Here is a 239-nt window from a genome sequence, read left to right as displayed (position 1 = left end):
GTTAGCTAACAGGATTTGCATCGTTGGCCTCCAGCGCCGGACCAATCTCCAGCACTTCAATGTCAAACTGAATGCGCTGGCCCGCCAGCGGATGGTTGAAGTCTACGGTGATCGAGACACCGGACACTTCACGAATCACGCCAGGCATTTCGCTGCCGCCGCGGCCGCTGAACAGCATAATGGCACCCCCTTCCGGCTCGCCCCCGTCGTTAAAGTCACGACGTGAGAAGTACTGAACC

General features: G+C 58.2%; 1 pseudogene. It reads right to left on the bottom strand.

Annotation, left to right across the window (positions count from 1 at the left end):
- Window position 1 precedes the first annotated feature (1 nt).
- Window positions 2-239 (bottom strand): annotated as a pseudogene (locus tag KVT28_RS26590) (peptidylprolyl isomerase); the annotation flags it as partial.

Origin of the sequence: Pantoea sp. GbtcB22 (assembly GCF_019091025.1) — a bacterium.
Taxonomy (GTDB): Bacteria; Pseudomonadota; Gammaproteobacteria; order Enterobacterales; family Enterobacteriaceae; genus Pantoea; species Pantoea leporis.
This window is presented reverse-complemented; position numbering and strand designations above follow the sequence as displayed.